Below are 19,149 nucleotides of genomic sequence, written 5' to 3'. Positions count from 1 at the left end.
ACAAGCGGCAAGCTTTAAGCTGCAAGTAAAAGCAGTTTGGGCTTGCCGCCCTCCCCCGATTTCGAAGACACAGCTCGCTGCTTTTTCTTGCAGCTTGAAGCTTGTGACTTGTAGCTCCCCCAGGAGAATTTATGACTACAGAATACGACTACATCATCATAGGGGCCGGCTCTGCAGGTAACACACTTGCGACCCGTCTGACTGAAGACGAAGGCGTCACCGTTCTGCTGCTCGAAGCAGGCGGGCCGGATTATCGTCTCGACTTCCGTACGCAAATGCCGGCCGCACTGGCGTTCCCGCTGCAAGGTCGTCGCTACAACTGGGCTTACGAAACCGATCCAGAGCCACACATGGACGGTCGCCGGATGGAATGCGGTCGCGGCAAAGGCCTTGGCGGCTCTTCGCTGATCAACGGCATGTGCTACATCCGCGGCAACGCGATGGACTACGACAACTGGGCCAAGCTGCCGGGCCTTGAAGATTGGGATTACCTGAACTGCCTGCCGTATTTCCGCAAAGCGGAAACCCGTGACATCGGCCCGAACGATTACCACGGTGGCGATGGCCCGGTCAGCGTGACCACGCCAAAGGCTGGCAACAACCCGCTGTTCCACGCGATGGTTGAAGCAGGCGTGCAGGCCGGTTACCCGCGTACCGAAGACTTGAACGGTTATCAGCAGGAAGGCTTCGGCCCGATGGACCGCACTGTAACGCCGAACGGCCGCCGTGCTTCCACCGCCCGTGGTTACCTCGATATCGCTAAAAAGCGTTCGACCCTGACCATCGTCACCCACGCCCTGACCGACAAGATCCTGTTCGAAGGCAAGCGTGCCATCGGCGTGCGTTATCTGGTTGGCGACGCTGAAGAGCGCGTTGAAGCCAAAGCCCGCAAGGAAGTCCTGCTGTGCTCCGGCGCCATCGCCTCGCCGCAGGTTCTGCAGCGTTCCGGCGTAGGCCCGGCAAAACTGCTGGAAAGCCTCGACATCCCGGTCGTACACGATCTGCCGGGCGTCGGTGAAAACCTGCAGGATCACCTTGAGCTGTACCTGCAATATGCGTGCACCCAACCGGTTTCGCTGTACCCGTCGCTGCTCTGGTACAACCAGCCGGCCATCGGTGCCGAGTGGCTGTTCAACGGCACCGGCATCGGCGCCAGCAACCAGTTCGAGGCCGGCGGCTTCATCCGTTCGCGTCCGGAATTCGAATGGCCGAACATCCAGTACCACTTCCTGCCGGTAGCGATTAACTACAACGGCAGCAACGGTGTGAAAGAGCATGGTTTCCAGGCGCACATGGGCTCCATGCGTTCGCCGAGCCGTGGCCGCATCCAGGTGAAGTCCAAGGATCCGCGTCAGCACCCGAGCATCCTGTTCAACTACATGGCCACCGAGCAAGACTGGCAGGAGTTCCGTGACGGCATCCGCCTGACCCGTGAAATCATGCAACAGCCGGCGCTGGATCAATACCGTGGCCGTGAAATCAGCCCGGGTATCGACGTGCAAACCGATGAGCAGCTGGACAAGTTCATCCGCGAACACGCCGAAACCGCGTTCCACCCGTCCTGCTCGTGCAAGATGGGCACCGACGAGATGGCTGTGGTCGATGGCGAAGGCCGCGTGCATGGCATGCAGGGCCTGCGGGTGGTCGATGCGTCGATCATGCCGATCATCACCACCGGCAACCTGAACGCGCCGACGATCATGATCGCCGAGAAAATCGCCGACAAGATCCGTGGCCGCAAGCCACTGCCGCGCAGCACCGCCGACTACTACGTAGCGGGCGATGCGCCGGTGAAGGGCAAGGCGATGCGTGATATCACGCCTGTTGCTCAGTAAGACGTAATACCGAGGCGCGGCCTTCGCGAGCAGGCTCGCTCCCACATTTGATTTGTGAACGACGCAGATCCAGTGTGGGAGCGAGCCTGCTCGCGAAGGGGCCCTTACATTCAGCACAAATTCCCTCGCTGCACAGTAAAACCTCCTACACCCCCTCTTCACTTGATCCTACCCCCACGCAGGCCTACTCTAGACCTCGCGCAATCGTTTCACCCCTCCCCGCCGTCGCTTTACCGCTTCCCCCTAACAAGGAGGTTCCCGAATGTTCGATTTCCACCCCCAGCTCAAGCAGCGCTTCGCTGCCTTGCGCACGGGCGCCGAGTTCTTTTCCCTGCGGTATGTACGCGAGTCCGGCCAATACCTGTCCGTGCGCAAGAACGTTGCCGAGCCGCCGAGTCTGAGCCGCGACGAAGGTGCGATGCTCACGGTGCGGGTCAACGGCGTCGAAGCCTACGCTGCGACCAATGACCTCTCGCAACGGGGCCTGCAAGCCGCCCTTGAGCGCGCCGAACAGCAGGCCCGGCGGCTCAAGCCCCACGCCTTGCTCGACCTGCGCGATCAGGCGGTTTCCAGCGACCGCGCGGATTACTTTTCGCCCAATCTCGAACAACCCTTCCCGTCCCTGAGCGAATGCTTCGAGCTGCTCGGCGCGGAATCCGCCTCGGTGCCAAAGGATGAGCGCCTGGTGAATTGGGAAGTCAGCATTGGCATCACCCATGTCGAACAGATCTACCTGAGCAGCGCCGGCGCCGAATTGCGCCAGGCCCAGCGCTTCGTCTACCCAAGCCTCGACGTCACCGCCTACGACGGCAACGACAGCCAGACTCGCAGCCTCGGCCGCGAAAACTTCGGCCAACAGGGTGGCGCAGACGTGATCAGCCGTTGCGGGCTGATCGGTGCCGGTCCGCTGGTCGCCGATCAGGCGCTGCAACTGTTGCTCGCGCCAAACACTCCACAAGGCCCGCGCGATCTGCTGTTGATGCCTGACCAGATGATGCTGCAAATCCACGAATCCATCGGTCACCCGCTGGAGCTCGACCGCATCCTCGGCGACGAACGAAATTACGCCGGTACCAGCTTCGTCAAAGCATCTGACTTCGGCAGCCTGCAATACGGCTCGAAACTGCTCAACGTGACGTTCGATCCGGGCATCCCCGAAGAACTGGCCAGCTACGGCCATGACGACGACGGCACCAAAGCCAGCAAACAATTCCTGATTCGTGATGGCCTGCTGCTGCGCCCACTCGGCGGTGCGCTGTCGCAGTTCCGTGCCGGGATGGACGGAGTCGCCAACAGCCGCGCCTGCGGCTGGAACCGTCCACCGATTGATCGCATGGCCAACCTCAACATCGAGCCGGGCGATCAGCCGCTGAACAAACTCATCGAAAGCATCGAAAACGGCATCCTGATGAGCACCAACCGCTCATGGTCGATTGACGATGCGCGCAACAAATTCCAGTTCGGCTGTGAATGGGGGCAGTTGATCGAAAACGGCGAACTCAAAGGCGTGGTCAAAAACCCCAACTATCGGGCGATTTCCGCGCACTTCTGGAAAAGCCTGCGCGCCGTCGGCGATGCCAACACCGTCAAGGTGCTCGGCACGCCGAACTGCGGCAAGGGCGAACCGAACCAGGTGATCCGCGTCGGCCACGCTTCGCCGGCCTGCGTATTCAGCAACGTTGATGTATTTGGGGGAGACGCCTGATGAGCATTTCGAAGAGTCAGTCCGACGCCTTCAAGGACATGGTCAATTGGCTGCGCGACAGCGTCCGCGAACCGGAACAGTTCACCCTCAGCTACGCCGCTGAATCTTCGGCGTTCGTGCGTTTCAATCACGCCAAGGTGCGCCAGGCCGGGCAGGTGCAACAAGCCAACATCATCCTGAAACTGATCAACGATGGCCGCCACGCCGACCTCCAAGTCACCCTCTCCGGCGATCAGGAAGGCGATCTGCAGCGGCTGGCCGAAGGCCTGCAACAACTGCGCGAAACCCTGCCGCTGCTGCCGCAGGATCCGTATCTGCTGCTCAACCACAATGGCTGGCAGAGCAGTAAAGTGCAGGACCATCCGCTGCCGGATACCGAGCAAGTGGTCGACGAAATCTGCGCCGCCGCTGAAGGTCTGGATCTGGTTGGCTTCTATGCCGCAGGCCCGATCAGCCGTGGTTTCGCCAGTTCCTCAGGCGCGTTTGGCTGGCATCAGGCCAACAGCTTCAATTTCGACTTCAGCCTGTTCCATGAAAATGGTGAAGCGGTGAAAGCCAGCTACGCCGGGCACGACTGGAGCAGCGACGACTTCGCCAAGCGCTTCCGGCAGGCTCGCGAACAACTGGAGTTTCTCGGTCGCCCACTGCGCACGTTGCCGCCAGGACAGTACCGCGCTTATCTGGCGCCAGCCGCGCTGGAAGAAATCATGGGCATGCTGAGCTGGGGCGGCTTCTCCGCGCAGTCGATTGCCAGCAAAAGCAGCCCGTTGCAAAAACTGTATGTCGGCGACCAGGCTTTCAGTCCGCTGGTATCACTGGATGAAAAAGTCAGCGACTCGCTGAGTCCGGCGTTTTCCGGCGAGGGTTATCCGCGCAGTGATTTGCGCCTGATCATCGAGGGCAAGGCTGGAGATCAGTTGGTCGGTTCGCGCAGCGCGGCCGAGTATGGTCTGACGGCCAACGGTGCCAGCGGTGGTGAATCACCCAGTGCGCTGAACATGGCCGCCGGGGATTTGCCACAAGCGCAAATCCTCAAGCAGTTGGGCACCGGGCTGTACATCAGCAACCTGTGGTACCTGAACTTCTCGGATCAACCGGCGGCACGCATGACCGGCATGACGCGCTTTGCGACATTCTGGGTCGAAAACGGCGAGATTCAGGCGCCGGTCAGCACCATGCGATTCGACGACAGCGCTTACAGCCTGCTGGGTTCGCAGCTGGAAGCGTTGACGGCCGAGCGGGAGTTGCTGCTGTCGGCGAGCACGTATAGCCAGCGCAATACGTCGTCAGCATTGCTGCCGGGGGCGTTGGTGAGCCGACTTACGCTCACCCTGTAAACACAAAACCTGTGGGAGCGAGCCTGCTCGCGAAGAGGCCATTTCATTCAACATTGATGTTGACTGATCTACCGCTTTCGCGAGCAGGCTCGCTCCCACTTGACTGCACTCGACTCTGAGTATGCATTAGCCCTAACGACAAGAGGTCCCATGCCCGACCGCCCGCCTCTCGACGCCATCACCGCCCGCTGGTTGCCCTGGGTCGTCGCCATTGCGTTCTTCATGCAGTCCCTCGACGGGACCATCCTCAACACCGCCCTGCCGGCCATGGCCCGGGATCTGGCCGAAGACCCCTTGCGCATGCAGGGCGTGGTCATCGCCTACATGCTTACCGTGGCCCTGCTGATCCCCGCTTCCGGCTGGATCGCCGACCGTTTCGGCACCAAGAAAATCTTCTTCGGCGCGATCCTGCTGTTCAGCATCGGCTCGCTGCTCTGTGCACTGTCGAGCACCCTGAGCATGCTGATCGGCGCCCGGGTGATTCAGGGCCTGGGCGGTGCATTGATGTTGCCGGTCGGGCGACTGGTGGTCTTGCGCGCTTATCCGCGTTCCGAGCTGGTGCGGATCATGGGGTTCATCACCATTCCCGGATTACTCGGCCCGCTGCTCGGCCCGACCATGGGCGGCTGGATGGTCGAATACCTGACGTGGCACTGGATCTTCCTGATCAACCTTCCGGTGGGCGTCATCGGCTGCTACGCGGTGTGGAAATTCATCCCCGACCTGCGCGGCACCGAACGCACGCGTTTCGACAGCCTCGGTTTCCTGTTGTTTGGCGCAGCGATGATTCTGATCACCATCGCCATGGAAGGCCTCGGCGAATTGCATCTGCCGCACTTGCGCGTGATGTTGCTGCTGTTCGGTGGCTTCGCCTGTCTGGCCGCGTACTGGCTGCGCGCCGGGCATATCGAAAACCCGCTGTTCTCACCGTCGCTCTTCAAGACCCGCACGTTTGCCGTCGGCATTCTCGGCAACCTGTTCGCCCGTCTGGGCAGCGGCGCCCTGCCGTTTCTGGTGCCGTTGCTGCTGCAAGTGGCGCTGGGTTACTCACCGTCGCAAGCGGGGATGAGCATGTTGCCACTGGCCGCTGCGGCGATGATCGCCAAGTGGGTCGCGCGACCGCTGATCGAACGCCTCGGCTATCGCATCGTCCTCACCGGCAACACGCTGCTGCTGGGGATCATGCTGGCCAGCATGGGCCTGGTCAGCGAACAGACGCCGTACTGGCTGCTGCTGTGCCTGCTGGCGGTTCTCGGCGCGATCAACTCGCTGCAATTCACCGCGATGAACACCGTGACTCTGATCGACCTCGACGACGCCAGTGCCAGCAGCGGCAACAGTTTGCTGTCGGTGGTCGCGCAGTTGTCGCTGAGTCTGGGGGTTGCCTGCGCCGGTGCCTTGTTGGGCGGGTTTACCGCCGAGGTCGGCAACGACGGTGTCGAGACGGTGCTGGGCGCATTCCAGTTGACCTTCGTGACCGTTGGGATCATGGCGATGCTCGCCGCGACGATTTTCTCGCAACTGTCGAAAGAAGACGGAAGGCGCGCAAAAAGGCCGGAAGAACACATCGAACATTAAGCGCTGTTCGTCCAGAACTTTCGAGAAAAGTGGCACGGGGCTGCTACACTGCGCGACATTTTGTTTTGCAGGCCCGTCCCGTGACCACCATCGCCACCGCTTTTAACACTCTGCCGCTGTCCGCTGCCATGCTGGCTAACCTCGAATCACTCGGTTATGCGCAGATGACGCCAATCCAGGCGCAGAGCTTGCCGGTGATCCTCAAGGGGATGGACCTGATTGCCCAGGCCAAGACCGGCAGCGGCAAGACCGCTGCGTTCGGCATCGGCCTGCTCAACCCGATCAACCCGCGCTACTTCGGTTGCCAGGCGCTGGTGATCTGCCCGACGCGCGAGTTGGCCGACCAGGTGGCCAAGGAAATCCGTCGCCTGGCCCGTGCTGAAGACAACATCAAGGTCCTGACCCTGTGCGGCGGCGTGTCGTTCGGCCCGCAGATCGCTTCGCTGGAACACGGCGCGCACATCATCGTCGGCACCCCGGGACGCATCCAGCAGCACTTGCGCAAAGGTTCGCTGGTACTCGATGGCCTGAACACGCTGATCCTCGACGAAGCCGACCGCATGCTCGACATGGGTTTCTACGACGCCATCGAAGACATCATCGTCAAGACCCCTGAGCGTCGTCAGACCTTGCTGTTCTCGGCAACCTACCCGGTGGGCATCAAGCAGCTTGCGTCGAAGTTCATGCGCGATCCGCAAACGGTGAAAGCCGAAGCGTTCCACGATGACACCCAGATCGAGCAGCGCTTCTACGAGATTTCCCCGGATGAGCGCATGAGCGCGGTGACCAAGGTCCTGCACCACTTCCGTCCGGCATCCTGCGTGGCGTTCTGCTTCACCAAGCAGCAAGTGCAGGAAACCGTTGACCACCTGACAGCCAAAGGCATCTCCGCCGTCGGCCTGCACGGTGATCTGGAACAGCGTGACCGCGATCAGGTGCTGGCGATGTTCGCCAACCGCAGTACTTCGGTACTGGTTGCCACCGACGTTGCCGCCCGTGGTCTGGACATTGATGCCCTGGACATGGTGATCAACGTCGAACTGGCGCGCGATTCGGAAATCCACATTCACCGCGTTGGCCGTACCGGTCGTGCGGGCGAGAAAGGCATTGCCATCAGCCTGGTTGCACCGAGCGAAGCGCACCGCGCACAAGCCATCGAGCAACTGCAAAAGTCGCCGCTGAACTGGGATCAGGTAGACAACCTCAAGTCCCAGGGCCTGGCTCCGCTGCAGCCGCCGATGACCACCCTGTGCATCGGTGCCGGCCGTAAAGACAAAGTGCGTCCGGGCGACATTCTTGGCGCATTGACTGGCGATGCCGGCATTCCGGGCGCACAGGTCGGCAAAATCGCGATCTTCGACTTCCAGGCGTATGTGGCCGTGGAACGTACCGTGGCCATGCAAGCCTTGCAGCGCCTGAACGACGGCAAGATCAAGGGCCGTTCGCTGCGCGTGCGTATCCTGTAAAACAACGTACTCCCCTGTGGGAGCGAGCCTGCTCGCGAAGGCAATCTGTCAGCCAACATCAATGTTGAATGGCATACCGCTTTCGCGAGCAGGCTCGCTCCCACAATTGGTTTTGTGGTGACATTTTCAGAGGACACCGTTTTGCGCTCTACCGAAGTCGTGATCATTGGCGCTGGCGCCGCGGGTTTGATGTGTGCACTGACCGCCGCCGGGCGCGGCCGTCAGGTATTGCTGCTCGACCATGCGAACAAGGCCGGCAAGAAAATCCTGATGTCGGGCGGTGGCCGCTGCAATTTCACCAACATGTACACCGAACCGAGCAATTTCCTCTCGCAGAACGCGCACTTCTGCAAATCCGCACTGGCGCGCTACACCCAGTGGGATTTCATCGGCATGGTCGGCAAGCACGCGGTGCCGTATCACGAGAAGAAGCTCGGTCAGCTGTTCTGCGATAACAAATCCAGCGACATCCTCGAAATGCTCCTCACCGAATGTGATCAGGTCGGCGTCGAGCTGCACCTCGACACCTCGATCCAGACGATAGAAAAAGTCGAAAGCGGTTACCTGCTCGACACCACCCTCGGCCAGATCCAGTGCCAGTCGCTGGTGATCGCTACTGGCGGTCTGTCGATCCCGACGTTGGGCGCCACCGGTTTCGGCTACCAGGTCGCCAAACAGTTCGGTCACGAACTGCTGCCGACCCGCGCCGGGCTGGTGCCGTTCACCATCACCGATCAGCTCAAGGAACTGTGCACAGAGTTGTCCGGTACGTCGGTGGATTGCCTGGTCAGCTGCAACGATCAGAGTTTTCGCGAGAACATCCTGTTCACTCACCGCGGCCTCAGCGGCCCGGCGATTTTGCAGATCTCCTCGTTCTGGGAATCCGGCGACACGGTGGAGATCAACCTGCTGCCGGATCACGACGCCGCCAGCTGGCTGCAACAGCAAGTGGCCGAGCGTCCGAACAGCGAGCTGAAAACGCTGCTCGGTGAGATCTTCACCAAGAAGATGGCCAATCTGCTGGCGGATAACTGGTTCGTGTCCAAGCCGATGAAGCAGTACACCCATGCGGAGCTGGCTGAGATCGCCGAGAAGCTGGGCAACTGGAAAGTGGTGCCGGCAGGCACTGAAGGTTATCGCACGGCCGAAGTGACACTGGGTGGTGTGGACACGCGCGAAGTGTCGTCCAAGACCATGGAATCGCTGAAAAGCCCCGGCCTGTATTTTGTCGGCGAAGTGCTCGACGTCACCGGGCATTTGGGCGGTTTCAACTTTCAGTGGGCCTGGGCTTCGGGTTACGCGGCCGCGCAGCACGTTTGATCCACGTCTTTCAAATGTGAAATGCAATCCCTGTGGGAGCTGGCTTGCCAGCGATGAGGCCGGCAGATCCAACATCGATGTTGAACGCCAGGACGCCATCGCTGGCAAGCCAGCTCCCACAGGTTTTTGTGCCAACCCCCAAATTGAGTTCGGCATAAAAGCAGTAAGGAACACTTTTTGCTGTCAGATGTGATCGGCGCCATTGCGTCGGCGTCATTACTGGCTCAATTTAGCGGCATCGCCTCGGAAGGCCTTCGCACTTCATGTCCTCGACTTCGTTTCGTCAGTCTTTGCGGCGCCTGTGGGCGCTGGATAAATTCAGTTATAGCGTGCGGGTGTTCATCGCCCTGACCGGCAGCATGGCGCTGTGCTGGTATCAGGATGAAATGGGCCTGCTGATCCCGTTGTTCCTGGGGATTATCGCCAGCGCCCTGGCCGAGACCGACGACAGTTGGCAGGGTCGCCTCAACGCACTCGCCGTGACGCTGGTGTGTTTCAGCATCGCCGCACTGTCGGTGGAACTGCTCTTCCCCTACCCCATCATCTTTGCGATAGCGCTGGCGTTGGCCAGTTTCGGCCTGACCATGCTCGGGGCGCTGGGCGAACGTTATGGGGCGATTGCCTCGGCAACCCTGATCCTTTCCGTGTACACGATGATCGGCGTCGACCAGCGCGGCGGCGCAGTGCTCGATTTCTGGCATGAACCGATGCTGCTGGTGGCTGGCGCCGCGTGGTACGGCTTGCTCTCTGTGCTGTGGCAGGCGCTGTTTTCCAACCAGCCGGTGCAACAGAGTCTGGCGCGGTTGTTCCGTGAATTGGGTTTTTACCTGAAGCTGAAATCTTCGCTGTTCGAGCCGATCCGGCAGATGGACGTCGAGGCCCGACGCCTGGAACTGGCGCAGCAGAATGGTCGCGTGGTCGCGGCACTGAACAGCGCCAAGGAAATCATCCTGCACCGGGTCGGCAACGGTCGCCCCGGCTCGAAAGTCAGCCGTTACCTGAAGCTGTACTTCCTCGCCCAGGACATCCACGAACGCGCCAGCTCTTCGCACTATCCGTACAACGCGCTGGCCGATGCATTTTTCCACAGCGACGTACTGTTCCGCTGCCAGCGCCTGCTACGCCAGCAAGGCAAAGCCTGCCGGGCGCTGGCCGAATCGATCCAGATGCGTCAGCCGTTCATTTACGACGCCAGTTTCGCCGAAGCCCTGAGCGACCTCGACGCCTCCCTCGAACACCTGCGCATCCAGAGCAACCCGGCATGGCGCGGCCTGCTGCGCTCACTGCGCGCACTGGCGGCCAACCTCGGCACCCTCGACCGTTTGCTAAGCGATGCGAGCAACCCCGATGCCTTGGCCGACGCCACCGACAGCAGCCTGCTCGACCGTTCGCCGCGCAACTTCAAGGACGTGTGGATTCGCTTGCGCACACAGCTGACACCGACCTCTTTGCTGTTCCGGCATGCGCTGCGTCTGCCGCTGGCCTTGAGCATCGGCTACGGCATGGTGCATTTGATTCACCCGTCGCAAGGCTACTGGATCATCCTCACCACGCTGTTCGTCTGCCAGCCGAACTACGGCGCGACGCGGCGTAAACTCGGCCAGCGGATTCTCGGTACCGCCATCGGCCTGACCGTGGCGTGGGCGTTGTTCGATCTGTTCCCAAGTCCACTGGTGCAATCGTGCTTCGCCATCGCCGCCGGGGTCGTGTTCTTTACCAACCGCACCACTCGCTACACCCTGGCGACCGCCGCGATCACCATCATGGTGCTGTTCTGCTTCAATCAGGTCGGCGACGGTTACGGGCTGTTTCTGCCGCGACTGTTCGATACCTTGCTCGGCAGCCTGATCGCCGGTCTGACGGTGCTCCTGTTCCTGCCGGACTGGCAAGGCCGGCGCCTGAACAAAGTGCTGGCCAACACCCTGACCTGCAACAGCATCTACCTACGCCAGATCATGCAGCAATACGCGGCGGGCAAGAGTGACGACCTCGCCTATCGCCTGGCCCGACGCAACGCGCACAACGCTGATGCAGCGCTGTCGACGACGCTGGCGAACATGCTCATGGAGCCTGGGCATTTTCGTAAGGAAGCGGATGTCGGTTTCCGTTTTCTGGTGCTGTCGCACACCTTGCTGAGTTATCTGTCAGGGCTGGGAGCGCACCGCGAAACCCAGTTGCCCGCGGATGTGCGTGAGCAGTTGATAGAAGGCGCCGGGGTGAAACTGGCGGCGAGCATCGATGAAATCGCCCAAGGCCTGGCGAGCAAACAACCGATTGCGATTCAAAGTGACGAAGAAGAAGCACTGGCCAATGAGCTGGAGCAGATGCCGGATGAAATCGATGAAGGGCAGCGACTGGTGCAGACACAACTGGCGCTGATCTGCCGACAGCTGGGGCCACTGCGGACGTTGGCGGCGCATCTGATCAAGGACACCTCTGAAGTAAGCGCTGGCTGACAGTAGGCCTTCGCGAGCAGGCTCGCTCCCACACTGGATTTGTGCACGACACAGACCCCTGTGGGAGCGAGCCTGCTCGCGAAGAGGCCATCAGACACACAGCAAATTCAGGATCAGCCCCTACATCCCATGCTGTCGAAGCAACTTGTCATAACTCCCATCCGCCTTCATCGCTGCAATCGCCTTGTCAAACCCCGCGACAATCTGCGCATGCTGCGGATTCTTCAGACTCACCAATATGTGCAGGCTGTTCTCGCTCAACGGTTTGGGCAAAAACTCCACCGCACTGCGTACCTTCGATGATTCCCGCGCCAGGTAATACCGCGCGACATATTCATCCTCCAGCGTCAGCTTGACCCGATCCGCCGCCAGCATGCGCACGCCCATGGCAAAGTTATGCACAGGGACTTTCTGCAACGCCGTGTCGGCATCAAATGGCGGCGAGTAGGCGTAGCCGCGCACCACCGCTATGGGATACGTGTGCAGTTGCTGCAGATTGTTGTATTCGAGTGGCGTGTCTTTGCGCTTGAGAAAGCGGATGCGGTTGACCAGATACTCACCGGAAAACTGCCCCAGTTTCGTCCGGTCTTCGTTGTACCAGGCGTTGACCAGTACGTCGTAACGCCCCTCGCCAACCCCCAGCAGCGCCCGCGCCCACGGCACCTGCTCGTAACCGCTGGCATAGCCCGCCCGGGCCAGCGCGGTGGTGACGATGTCGGTGGCCAGACCGCCGTTGACAAGTGTGTCATCGGTAAAGGGTGGCCAGATATCAAACACCAGCCGCAACTTCTGCGCCGCTGCGGTCTGAGCCAGCAAGAGCAATCCGATCAAAGCAAAGGCTCGATGCAAACGCGGCATGCTTGAAAATCCTTAGCGGGCCGGAGCCCTGCGTGTTTTCAGTCAAAACCCCAAGGCCCCTTACCGGCAAAACCCAGGCACTAACATTAGCTCAATGGAGCCCGTGCACAGCGCTCACCCGCAGATTACACAAAGACGCCCGTGCTGCGCGAAAGGAATGATGGCATTTTGACCTTTGTCACAGACTCTTACGCCATACAGACATCTGCGACCGGTGCGCTTAGTATCGGACGACGTATTCAAGGAATCGGAAAATGACAATCGAGTGGGTCTGCAAACATCACAGCGATCTGGGCAAAGAGCAGCTGTACGCACTGTTGAAGCTGCGGTCGGAAGTATTCGTGGTTGAACAGAAATGCGCCTACCCCGACCTCGACGGGCAGGATCTGGAGGGCGACACCTATCACCTGATGGGTTGGGAGGATGATCAGTTGAAGGCTTATCTGCGCCTGCTCGATCCGCAATCCCAGGGTGGCGACGTGGTGATTGGCCGCGTGATCACCGCGCCGCAAGCCCGCGGCCAAGGGGTGGGGCACGAAATGATGGAGCAGGCGCTGAAGCAGGCCGAGAAACACTGGCCGCAGGTGCCGATCTATCTGTCGGCGCAGGCGCATTTGCAGGGGTATTACGGCAAGTACGGTTTCGTGGTGGCGGGAGAGGAATATCTGGAGGACGACATTCCGCATATCGGGATGCGTCGTTCCTGAAGGCCCCATCGCTGGCAAGCCAGCTCCCACAAGGTATTGCGTCGTTCACAACCTATGTGAACACCAGAAAAACCTGTGGGAGCTGGCTTGCCAGCGATGGCGTCAGCCCAGTCCACTCAGGATTCAGGGATACTCAAGCACAGCCTTGATCTGCCGCAGATTGCGCTCGATCCACCCCCGATCAATCGCCCCCCACTCACGAATCCGATAACGCCCGGCATGGTTGCGGGCGCCCTCTTCCTGCTCGAACTCGCAAATGATATCCAGATCCGCCAGTGCGGCGATCGTGTCCTGCGCCGTGCGCCGGGGCATGCCGGTCACTTCGGTCAGCGCCGGCACGCTTGGGGCCAGACCGCTGTCGATCAGGTACGCGACGTACAAGCGTCGATAGAAACTGCTTTTGGTCTTGCTGACGTCCATGCATGCACTCCGCATTTATTGAAGATCAAAAGATCGCAGCCTTCGGCAGCTCCTACTCTGGAACGCGTTCCCCGTTGTAGGAGCTGCCGAAGGCTGCGATCTTTTGGTCTTGTTCTTCACTGCATATCTCGCCAGGTCAGATACACCCGCAGATCAAACTCGACCTGGTGATACCCCGGCAGCATGTGTTCGCACAATTTGTAAAACGCCTTGTTGTGATCCGACTCTTTGAAATGCGCCAATTCATGCACGACGATCATTTTCAGAAAGTCCGGCGCAGCGTCCTTGAACAGCGAGGCGATACGAATCTCTTTCTTGGCCTTGAGTTTGCCGCCCTGAACGCGCGAAACCGTGGTGTGCAACCCGAGAGCACGATGGGTCAGGTCGAGGCGGTTGTCGAACAGCACTTTGTCGATGGCCGGGGCGTTCCGCAGGTATTCCTGCTTCAAGTCCAGCGCGTAGGTGTACAGCGCCTTGTCGCTCTGCACATCGTGGCGCCCCGCATAACGCTGGTCCAGGTATTCACCCAGACGCCCGTCGGCGATCAATTGGCGCACCTGATCCTGGAGTTGCGCGGGATAGGCCTGGAGGTACTTCAACACAATCATGGAAGGGCGACACGGTTCGAAAAAGGTGCGCCAGTGTAGCGAATTCAGCCGGGCAACGCGCTCCAGTCGAAAGGCTCGGCAAAGCTTACGGCGTCTTCGGCAACCATCGGACGCGCCACGAGAAAGCCCTGTACGTACTCGCAGCCGTGGGCTTGCAGCCATTGATATTGCTCGATGGTCTCGACACCCTCGGCAATCACCAGCAAACCGTATTGCTTGCACAGATTGATCACTGTGCTCACCAGGTACGCATCCTTTTTGGAGTCCGGCAATCGCGCGATCAGATGGCGATCGAGCTTGAGTGTGTCCAGCTCCAGGTCACGCAAATGCGTCAACGAACATGGCCCGGAGCCGAAATCGTCCAACGCCACCCGCACCCCGAGATTACGCAGCAAGCGCAGCTGCTTTCGGGTTTCGTCGGGATTTTGCATCAAGGCCTCCTCGGTGACCTCGACCTCCAGTTGCCGTGGCTGCAAGGCGTGCCGCTCCATGACCTGACGCAACTCGGTGACCAGATTGGGCAGGCCGAACTGGGTGTTGCTCAAACTGACGCCGAGCACCAGGTCTTCGGCAAACAAGGTTTCCCAGGCCTTTCGCTGCCCAGCGCCACGGTGATAAATCCAGCTGCCGAGGCGACTGATCAGCCGCGCTTCCTCCAGCAACGGCAGGAACAACCCCGGCGGCACATCACCCACGCTCGGGTGCTGCCAACGCAGCAGTGCCTCGAAACCACGGATCTGCCCGCTATCAATCGCCACCTGCGGTTGATAGACCAGATTGAAATCACGGTTTTCGATAGCCGTGCGCACACTTTCTTCAAGCATCAACCGCGAGCGCGCACGGCCGTTCATTTCATGATCATAGAAGCGATATTGCTGACGCCCGGCGCGTTTGGCTTCGTACATGGCGATGTCCGAGGCACGTAGCAATCCGTCGAGGTTCGATCCGCAGTCCGGATAAGTGGCGATACCGATACTGGCGCCGAGGGCAATATCCATACCTTCGATTTGCTGACAGATCGAGACCCGTTCGATCAGTTTCTCGGCAATCTTCGCCGCCTGCTCGGGAAACTCCAGATCCAGCAGTGCAGTAAATTCATCACCGCCCATGCGCGCAAGAATATCGAACGGCCGCAAACACGCCTTCAACTGTTCAGAGACCCAGCGCAACACGCGGTCGCCCGCGTCGTGCCCGAGGGAATCGTTGACGCGTTTAAAGCCGTCGAGATCCAGATAAAGCAGCACCCAACTGCCGTCGCTGCGTTCGCCGCGCAGTAGCAGGTTTTCGACGGTTTGATAAAAGCCACGACGATTGAGCAACCCGGTCAGCGGATCAGTGACTGCCTGATATTCAAGCTGCTGGTGCAAATGACGCACCACCGACATGTCGAGCACCGTCACCACCATCCCATATTGCTCGGCGGGTAACGGCGCGCAGGACAGCGCCACCGGCACTTGCTGTCCGGGCGCGGTACGCAGCAAAGCGTCGCGCAGCCGCAAGGTTTCGCCGCGCTGGTAACTGCTTTTGAATTCGGAATCGGCCCACAACGGGATGTGTGGTTTCTGCAGGTAATCAAGAAACTCCTTACCCTCCAACTCTTTCACCGGCGCATTGAGCAGCCGTGAAATCGCCGGATTGGCAAAGCGGATCAGACCGTCCTCGCCCAGCACCAGAATGCCTTCGGCAGCGTTATCCAGCACCGAGGCATTAAATGCCCGAGCCAACTCCAGATCGCGAGTCAGTTGCTGCAAGGCGCGGCGATTGCGCTGATGCTCCAGCAGCGCTTGCACCTTGGGCTTGAGGATCTGCGGGTCGAAGGGTTTAAACAGGTAATCCACCGCACCACTGGCATAGCCCTTGATCACGGCGTCCTGGGATTGCTCGTTGGCGGTGAGGAAAATGATTGGCGTAAGGCGCGTGCGCTGGCTGCCGCGCATCAGCCGCGCGACTTCAAAGCCGTCCATGCCCGGCATCTGCACATCCAGCAGGACCAGATCGACGTCGTGTTCGAGCAGAATATTGAGCGCCTCGAAACCGGAGGCGGCGGTCATGACGTGCCAATCCTGACGCTGCAGCAATGCGCGCATGCTAATCAGGTTTTCAGGGTAGTCATCTACGATTAAGAGGACAGAGCTGCCTTCACTTGGCGGGGGTTGCGCGCATTCCATGCTGCTTCTCTTGTCGGGACATCAGGTCGGTTCCGGTAAAAACCGCACACATACTGAGCGTTCACTCTAGTCTTGGATCCACTAAAGCAGTAGCTGTCATCAAGCCATCATTTAACGAATGACTGGTTTAGCCGACTAACGGTCACGCTTGAAGCCCCCTGAAACCGGGAAAGGTGGCATTTCGACAGGATGTTGACGTCAACCTTCCGCCGGACGGCCGTTAACAAACTTTCCCTCTACGCTTATAAAGGCCGCCCCAAAACGCGCGGGCTAGAGCATCTGGCACGTGCGTGCAGCGAAACTTGAGTGGAAGAACCGACATGATCGATCTCGCAACCTGGAACCTCAGCGTTCCCGTTGGCAGCCCGCCATATACCGTCGAAACCTCCAAACTGGTGAAAGGCTTCAAGGATCAATACTTCCATTCCGACACCGGCACCCTGTTCTTCTGGTCACCGGTCACCGGGTCAAAAACCGAAAACGCCATCTACCCGCGTACTGAACTGCGCGAGACCTACAGCAACGGCACCCTGCGAAATTGGTATTACCCGGACGCCGACAACCTGCTACGCGCGACCGTCACGGTCAACAAAGTGCCAAGTTCCGGCAAAATCGTCATCGGCCAGATTCATGCTTATGAAAGCCAGAAGCCGATGCTCAAACTCGAGTACCAATACAAGACTAAAACCGAAACCGGCAACCTTGTAATCAAAGTCCGCATGCGCCCCGATGATGACGAAAGCCGCGTCATCACCCTCGCCACCGGCGTCAAAATGGACCGCGAATTCAACTACCTCATCCACCTCAGCCCCGGCGGCGCGTTGGGCGTGAGTGCGGCGGGTTATCAGTGGGATTCACAGATCAGCGCGACGTGGCGTAACAAGCCGCTGTATTTCAAGGCCGGGGTGTATGTGCAGGACAACACCGGCTACACCAGCGAGGGTGGGCAGGTGACCTTCAGCAAACTCGATATCGATCACGACAAATAGCTCGAGTTCTCCTGTAGGAGCTGCCGGAGGCTGCGATCTTTTGACTTTGACTTTTCAATATCAAAAGCAAGATCAAGAGATCGCAGCCTTCGGCAGCTCCTACATTTAAACAGGGTTGTTTAGATTGGTCGGCGGTTACTTCCCGAAGCCTACAACAGCTTGCGTCGTTGCCTACCACTACGCCAGAATCCGCCGGCTTGTGCGCCTGGAGGGCCATCGGTAACTTGATTCGCGTCACTGATTTCCAGTGATCGGGTTTAGTAGCCCGTGGTGTTTTTCAGTTATGTGCATAGCGCTTCAGTCAGCTCTTGCTGTCTGACTTGATGGTGGCTGTGTGCAGGGCGCTTCGGCGCGCCGGTCAATGCTGAATACTCCCCGGTCTACTAACCTGCGCACAGCTGCCACCCTTCTTTTAGTAGAGAGAGAAGCGGCTCCAACAGGAGTTTTCAGCTTATGACCAAATCAACGCCACACCCGCCGACCACCGACCCGGCCTCCCCGTACGAATCCCCCGACTCAAAAAAACTCAACGACGCCGCCGAACGCGCCCTCGACCACTACCTCAATCCCGCCGCCCACATAATGGCGAGCACCAACAACCCCGAACCCATGTACCTTGCCAACCCGAAGTACAACACCGAGTCCTTGCTGGCCAATGCCAGCGAAACGTTGGGCTCAGCCAGCGAAATGCTCAACAACTTCGCGGCGATGCTCGATACCTCGCACCGCAAGACCGCGCTGGGCATTGCGCAGGTAGTCATGCTCGGTGAACTGGCGGTGAATCAGGCACTGGATCATGTTGAACTTAACAAGTAACCCCCAGCCTTAAAGCAAACAAGCAAACAAGCAAACAAACAAACAAGCAAACAAGCAAACAAGCAAACAAGCAAACAAGCAAACAAGCAAACAAGCAAACAAGCAAACAAGCAAACAAGCAAACAAGCAAACAAGCAAACAAGCAAATATTTTCTATAGTTTGCTGCCATTGCTATCGCGAAAAGATCTATAACCCTGTCAGATCTGACAGGTGTAAATAAAAAAACCGAGGTCTACTATCGTTTTGTATGAACAGAAACATAAAACAACGCCTCTTAAATTAAATTTAGAAGGATCTAACTATGAAACCTTTAAAATCAATTATTTTCGCCGCAGCTGCAAGTGCGCTAGTCCTCATTAGTACTGGCGTCAACGCTGACACGCCCGACTCCTGCCATAACACCACTCAAGAATATGACAGGGACGCAGGGGAAATGGTCCTAGTTAAAACCTCAAAAGACATTCATCTTGACGTCAAGAGACCTGATAGCGGCAAAGTCAACGTAGAGTATGTTTATGATGCGAGTAACTCAAAGACGCCTAGCGGCACCAAGATCTACAAATGGGAGAAAGTTACAGGCGGATATGAATTTCTAGACCCAACTGATCAGGCTACTATTAGGGTTAAGGCGGAGGACGGCGTTAATGCACACACTCGCATTATTGTTAGCGACCCTGTTTGTGGAATCTCTAGCACAGCGCAATTTAATGTGAACTTTTACCCATAACATGCAATCATCCCATTTTATTCGCTAGTTACTTGGCGGTTGCAGGAGCTGAGTGCAACACGGTTATTGAATTGAAGCCGGAGCATCATGCCGCATTGCCATGGAGTTTTGCATGACCTCTCCCATCACCTCGATGGGGCATTTGAAGTCGAAGCGCT

16 protein-coding genes are annotated in these 19,149 nt (G+C 58.9%); 11 read left to right on the top strand and 5 right to left on the bottom strand.

All coding sequences use genetic code 11. The features are described 5' to 3' along the window. Positions 1 to 131: 131 nt before the first annotated feature. The 6 genes from betA to JJD74_RS26535 all read left to right on the top strand — a co-directional run bounded on the left by betA (position 132) and on the right by JJD74_RS26535 (position 9,241). Positions 132 to 1,835, top strand: coding sequence for a choline dehydrogenase (gene betA / locus JJD74_RS26560; RefSeq protein WP_200617174.1), 1,704 nt, complete (start codon positions 132 to 134; stop codon positions 1,833 to 1,835). A gap of 262 nt (positions 1,836 to 2,097) precedes the next feature. Next, a complete protein-coding gene (locus tag JJD74_RS26555) occupies positions 2,098 to 3,540 on the top strand; it encodes a TldD/PmbA family protein (RefSeq protein WP_042561478.1) in 1,443 nt (480 codons plus the stop codon). Further along, positions 3,540 to 4,877 (top strand): TldD/PmbA family protein, encoded by a 1,338-nt coding sequence (locus JJD74_RS26550; protein ID WP_200617173.1) that lies wholly within the window; start codon positions 3,540 to 3,542, stop codon positions 4,875 to 4,877. Before JJD74_RS26555 ends, JJD74_RS26550 begins: the two co-directional genes overlap by 1 nt. A gap of 150 nt (positions 4,878 to 5,027) precedes the next feature. Beyond that, the gene (mdtD, locus tag JJD74_RS26545) at positions 5,028 to 6,455 is read left to right on the top strand and encodes a multidrug transporter subunit MdtD (RefSeq protein WP_042561480.1); all 1,428 of its coding nucleotides are present in this window, start codon (positions 5,028 to 5,030) and stop codon (positions 6,453 to 6,455) included. Between the two features lie 128 nt (positions 6,456 to 6,583). Beyond that, positions 6,584 to 7,921 (top strand): ATP-dependent RNA helicase DbpA, encoded by a 1,338-nt coding sequence (gene dbpA, locus JJD74_RS26540; RefSeq protein WP_232392848.1) that lies wholly within the window; start codon positions 6,584 to 6,586, stop codon positions 7,919 to 7,921. Between the two features lie 141 nt (positions 7,922 to 8,062). Then, positions 8,063 to 9,241, top strand: a complete 1,179-nt coding sequence (locus JJD74_RS26535) for an NAD(P)/FAD-dependent oxidoreductase (RefSeq protein ID WP_200617172.1) — start codon at positions 8,063 to 8,065, stop codon at positions 9,239 to 9,241. 10 nt (positions 9,242 to 9,251) lie between these two features. Here the strand turns inward: JJD74_RS26535 and JJD74_RS26530 are convergent, their stop codons facing one another. Further along, positions 9,252 to 9,458 carry a hypothetical protein gene (locus tag JJD74_RS26530; protein ID WP_200617171.1) on the bottom strand — a complete coding sequence of 69 codons (207 nt, stop codon included), beginning with the start codon at positions 9,456 to 9,458 and terminating at the stop codon, positions 9,252 to 9,254. Positions 9,459 to 9,504: 46 nt separating this feature from the next. On the opposite strand from JJD74_RS26530, the gene yccS reads away from it, so the two are divergent. Beyond that, the gene (gene yccS / locus JJD74_RS26525; protein ID WP_200617170.1) at positions 9,505 to 11,697 is read left to right on the top strand and encodes a YccS family putative transporter; all 2,193 of its coding nucleotides are present in this window, start codon (positions 9,505 to 9,507) and stop codon (positions 11,695 to 11,697) included. 120 nt (positions 11,698 to 11,817) lie between these two features. Here yccS and JJD74_RS26520 read toward each other — a convergent pair whose 3' ends face one another. Further along, positions 11,818 to 12,555, bottom strand: coding sequence for a substrate-binding periplasmic protein (locus JJD74_RS26520; protein ID WP_200617169.1), 738 nt, complete (start codon positions 12,553 to 12,555; stop codon positions 11,818 to 11,820). Between the two features lie 254 nt (positions 12,556 to 12,809). Here JJD74_RS26520 and JJD74_RS26515 point away from each other — a divergent pair, with 254 nt between their 5' ends. Further along, positions 12,810 to 13,262, top strand: a complete 453-nt coding sequence (locus JJD74_RS26515) for a GNAT family N-acetyltransferase (RefSeq protein ID WP_042561485.1) — start codon at positions 12,810 to 12,812, stop codon at positions 13,260 to 13,262. Positions 13,263 to 13,385: 123 nt separating this feature from the next. On the opposite strand, the gene JJD74_RS26510 is transcribed toward JJD74_RS26515, so the two are convergent. The 3 genes from JJD74_RS26510 to JJD74_RS26500 all read right to left on the bottom strand — a co-directional run bounded on the left by JJD74_RS26510 (position 13,386) and on the right by JJD74_RS26500 (position 16,458). Further along, positions 13,386 to 13,682, bottom strand: a complete 297-nt coding sequence (locus JJD74_RS26510) for a winged helix-turn-helix domain-containing protein (RefSeq protein ID WP_027610630.1) — start codon at positions 13,680 to 13,682, stop codon at positions 13,386 to 13,388. Positions 13,683 to 13,798: 116 nt separating this feature from the next. After that, positions 13,799 to 14,290 (bottom strand): M48 metallopeptidase family protein, encoded by a 492-nt coding sequence (locus tag JJD74_RS26505; protein WP_042561486.1) that lies wholly within the window; start codon positions 14,288 to 14,290, stop codon positions 13,799 to 13,801. Positions 14,291 to 14,334: 44 nt separating this feature from the next. After that, complete coding sequence (locus JJD74_RS26500) at positions 14,335 to 16,458, bottom strand: putative bifunctional diguanylate cyclase/phosphodiesterase (RefSeq protein WP_200617168.1); 2,124 nt, start codon at positions 16,456 to 16,458, stop codon at positions 14,335 to 14,337. Positions 16,459 to 16,778: 320 nt separating this feature from the next. Here JJD74_RS26500 and JJD74_RS26495 point away from each other — a divergent pair, with 320 nt between their 5' ends. The 3 genes from JJD74_RS26495 (at position 16,779) to JJD74_RS26485 (ending at position 18,991) form a co-directional block, all read left to right on the top strand. Next, positions 16,779 to 17,447, top strand: coding sequence for a polysaccharide lyase family 7 protein (locus tag JJD74_RS26495; protein WP_047303876.1), 669 nt, complete (start codon positions 16,779 to 16,781; stop codon positions 17,445 to 17,447). A gap of 453 nt (positions 17,448 to 17,900) precedes the next feature. Further along, a complete protein-coding gene (locus JJD74_RS26490) occupies positions 17,901 to 18,263 on the top strand; it encodes a DUF6124 family protein (RefSeq protein ID WP_042561489.1) in 363 nt (120 codons plus the stop codon). Between the two features lie 302 nt (positions 18,264 to 18,565). Then, positions 18,566 to 18,991 (top strand): hypothetical protein, encoded by a 426-nt coding sequence (locus tag JJD74_RS26485; RefSeq protein WP_200617167.1) that lies wholly within the window; start codon positions 18,566 to 18,568, stop codon positions 18,989 to 18,991. Positions 18,992 to 19,149: the final 158 nt, after the last annotated feature.

The organism is Pseudomonas sp. MF6776, assembly GCF_016613125.1.
GTDB lineage: Bacteria > Pseudomonadota > Gammaproteobacteria > Pseudomonadales > Pseudomonadaceae > Aquipseudomonas > Aquipseudomonas iridis.
Note: the sequence above shows the minus strand (reverse complement) of the source record. Positions and strands in the feature narration are given on the sequence as shown.